Source organism: Acinetobacter sp. Colony158 (genome assembly GCF_019264745.1).
Lineage (GTDB): Bacteria > Pseudomonadota > Gammaproteobacteria > Pseudomonadales > Moraxellaceae > Acinetobacter > Acinetobacter ursingii.
The window spans coordinates 1,360,634-1,363,603 of the sequence record NZ_CP078523.1; the positions used below are offsets into that span (position 1 = coordinate 1,360,634).

3 protein-coding genes are annotated in these 2,970 nt (G+C 41.4%); 1 reads left to right on the top strand and 2 read right to left on the bottom strand.

Features of this window, described 5'->3' with window-relative positions; translation table 11 throughout:
* Positions 1-40: 40 nt before the first annotated feature.
* A complete protein-coding gene (gene sfnG / locus JR005_RS05470; protein WP_044435677.1) occupies positions 41-1,150 on the bottom strand; it encodes a dimethylsulfone monooxygenase SfnG in 1,110 nt (369 codons plus the stop codon).
* A gap of 30 nt (positions 1,151-1,180) precedes the next feature.
* Complete coding sequence (msuE, locus tag JR005_RS05475) at positions 1,181-1,924, bottom strand: FMN reductase (protein WP_004985804.1); 744 nt, start codon at positions 1,922-1,924, stop codon at positions 1,181-1,183.
* Between the two features lie 370 nt (positions 1,925-2,294).
* Between msuE and JR005_RS05480 the strand changes: the two genes are divergently transcribed.
* Positions 2,295-2,945, top strand: a complete 651-nt coding sequence (locus JR005_RS05480; protein ID WP_004985802.1) for a response regulator — start codon at positions 2,295-2,297, stop codon at positions 2,943-2,945.
* The last annotated feature ends 25 nt before the right edge of the window (positions 2,946-2,970 follow it).

Below are 2,970 nucleotides of genomic sequence, written 5' to 3' on the forward strand. Positions count from 1 at the left end.
ACAGAGTATTTCTTATTGTTTTTATTCAAGCTTATTTGACTCAAGCGGACTTCGCAGTCGTTTGTACCCGTTGTTGTAACTCTAATTCACGAACCAAAGGCAGAACCTTTTCACCAAAATATTCTACTTCTTCAATAAAATGTAAAAAGCCAGATAAAATCAAATCAACACCAACATTTTTGAGTGCCACGATCCGCTCGGCGATTTGCTCAGGTGTGCCAATCAGATTGGTTTTGAAGCCATCGTTATATTGCACCAGATCTTCAAAAGTGGATTTTGCCCAGTTACCTTCACCTTCAGGACTGGCTGCGCCTGCCTGACGGGTTGCGTCATCAAAGGCATTGACTGCTTCGATGTTGGCTTGATCAATAATTTCCTGTAATACGGCTTGTGCTTCTGCTTCAGTATCACGGGCGATGATAAAGGCATTGACCCCAATTTTAACCTGATGATTATTTGTTTTGGCCTTGGCACGAATATCATCCACTTGTTTTTGAATTTCCTCAACCGTATTGCCGTTGGTGAAATACCAGTCTGAAACCCGTGACGCCATATCGCGGGCAGCACGTGAACTACCACCCTGAAAGACTTCAATGCTCGGTTTCTGAATCGGCTTTGGTTTGAGGGTATAATCTTTAAATTGGTAATATTTACCATCAAAACTAAAGTTATCCGTTGTCCAGATACCCTTGATGCTGCGGATAAATTCTTCAGAACGCACATAACGTTGGTCATGTTCAGGCCATTCTTCTCCAATCGCATCAAACTCCCCCTTAAACCAACCACTCACCACATTAATGGCAATACGTCCATTAGTCAGATAATCAATGGTTGCCAGTTGTTTGGCCGCCAAAACGGGTTTCCATGGGCCGGGTAAGATCGCAGCAATCACTTTAAGCTTTTCAGTTTTGGCCAAGAGGGCATGACTAAAACTGACCGACTCATGTTGATTTTCTGCCCCATAACCTGCGGTAAAGCGGATCTGAGTCAGGGCGTAATCGAAGCCATTGGCCTCGGCTGCCTGAGCCAAACGCACATTATAGTCATAGCTCCAGTCTGTACGTTGTTCAATATTACTGACCACAAGTCCACCACTGACATTGGGAACCCAATAAGCAAATTGAATCGGCTGGGAAGAAAATTCTGACATGGTCAAACCCTCTGAGTGTGTTTCGTCGTCTTAAGCGACGTTGGTTTTTAAATTCTTATTAATTTTATGATGTAGGCGTGATTCAGCCGCATCCAGACTTGGAACTGCTGCTGAAGGAAGCACTTCATCCTGTTCAATTTGTTTATTAATGCCCAGATTTTGATTGGCTTGCTCAGTTTTGGATTTGATCACTTCAGCGCGCTGACCTTTGGCAGGTGCCCATTCCAAAATAGGTAAAGCACGAGCGACTGCTAACGTAATGCGATCGCGCAATAATTCACTTTTAATGGTGTACTCAGGGGTGAAGTCGCGATCTGTTGCATAGACACCAATGGGTAAAGTCTGAGCCTGAAAGAAGCTAAACAAGGGACGCAATTGATGTTCTAGTACTAATGCATGGCGATCACTACCGCCTGATGCTGCCAAAAGCACAGGAACATCCACCAACGCAGTTTGTTCAACAAAATCAAAAAAATGCTTAAATAAACCCGTAAATGAAGCACGATAAACGGGAGTACCCACAATGAGTGCGTCCGCAGCTTCAACTTTGGCTAAATCATCCTGTACCCGTTGTGGTAATTGATTGCGATAAATCGCACCCCCTAATAAATGTCCAATTTCACTAAATTTAATAAAATGGACATTGATCGGGGTGGCTTCACCCAGTTCATTTAAAATTTCCTGAACCAGTGCTTCTGTTTTAGAAGGGGTATTTAAACCACCAGAAACCGCAACAATATTTAAAGGATTTAACGAAGCATGAGAACTAGACATGAATAAACTCAATCACATTAATAAAACTGTCTTTATTAATTCCTATTGAGCGGTCTAGGTAAAATAAGGAAATGACCAAAACTTATCTTTTTTTTAGATATATCGCTCGCATGACGATAATCTTGATTTTTATAGGTATAACTATTTGAATATTATAAATATAATATAAAATCATATATTTATATTATTTCAAACTGGGATTATATCAAAAATTGCTGAACTTTTTCTTGACCGTAAAAATGGAAAAAATTGATCAAAATGAACGACTGATCCGACATTTGGACAAAAATTGGGATAATATGACATATCCTTAATAGCCAGAGTATGGTTAGAATTAATCTGACCGTGCCAAAGATTTCTCATTTCGCTTATGAATATATTAATCGTTGATGATCATCCGCTGTTTCGTCATGCTCTCATTCAAGCTGTGCGATATAGTTTTCCTCAGGCACAGATTCATGAGACTGCTGCCGTCAATGAGTTTTATGAGCGTCTGGAAAGTGGTTCTGAACCTGATTTGGTGTTGCTGGACTTAAACCTGCCAGGAGCGTCTGGCTTTTCAGCGCTGGTTCATGTGCGGGCGCAGTATCCTTCCATTCCGATTATTGTGGTTTCTGCACATGAAGAAGCCTCGATTATTCAACGTGCCATCGCACATGGGGCAATGGGTTATATTCCAAAGTCAGCTCATCCGAGCCATATTGGTGAAGCGATTCGTCAGGTCTTGGAAGGTGAAATCTGGTTACCGCCAAACTTACCGAATAATGTGAGTTTTGACCCGCGCGCTGCCGATGAAACTGAATTGGCAGAGCGTATTCAGTCACTCACACCACAGCAGTTCCGTGTCTTGATGATGGTGGCTGAAGGCTTATTGAACAAACAAATTGCCTATGAACTGGATGTTTCAGAAGCGACCATTAAAGCCCATGTCACCGCAATTTTCAGAAAGTTAGGCGTGCAAAATCGTACTCAGGCAGTTCTGGCCATTAATGCTTTAAATATTGAAGAAAAAAGAAAATAAAGCACGTGAATAAGTATTTATTTTA

Excerpts from the sequence above, each read along its gene's own strand:
- sfnG (WP_044435677.1), bottom strand. The coding sequence starts at position 1,150 with ATGTCAGAATTTTCTTCCCAGCCGATTCAATTTGCTTATTGGGTTCCC.
- JR005_RS05480 (WP_004985802.1), top strand. The coding sequence starts at position 2,295 with ATGAATATATTAATCGTTGATGATCATCCGCTGTTTCGTCATGCTCTC.
- msuE (WP_004985804.1), bottom strand. The coding sequence starts at position 1,924 with ATGTCTAGTTCTCATGCTTCGTTAAATCCTTTAAATATTGTTGCGGTT.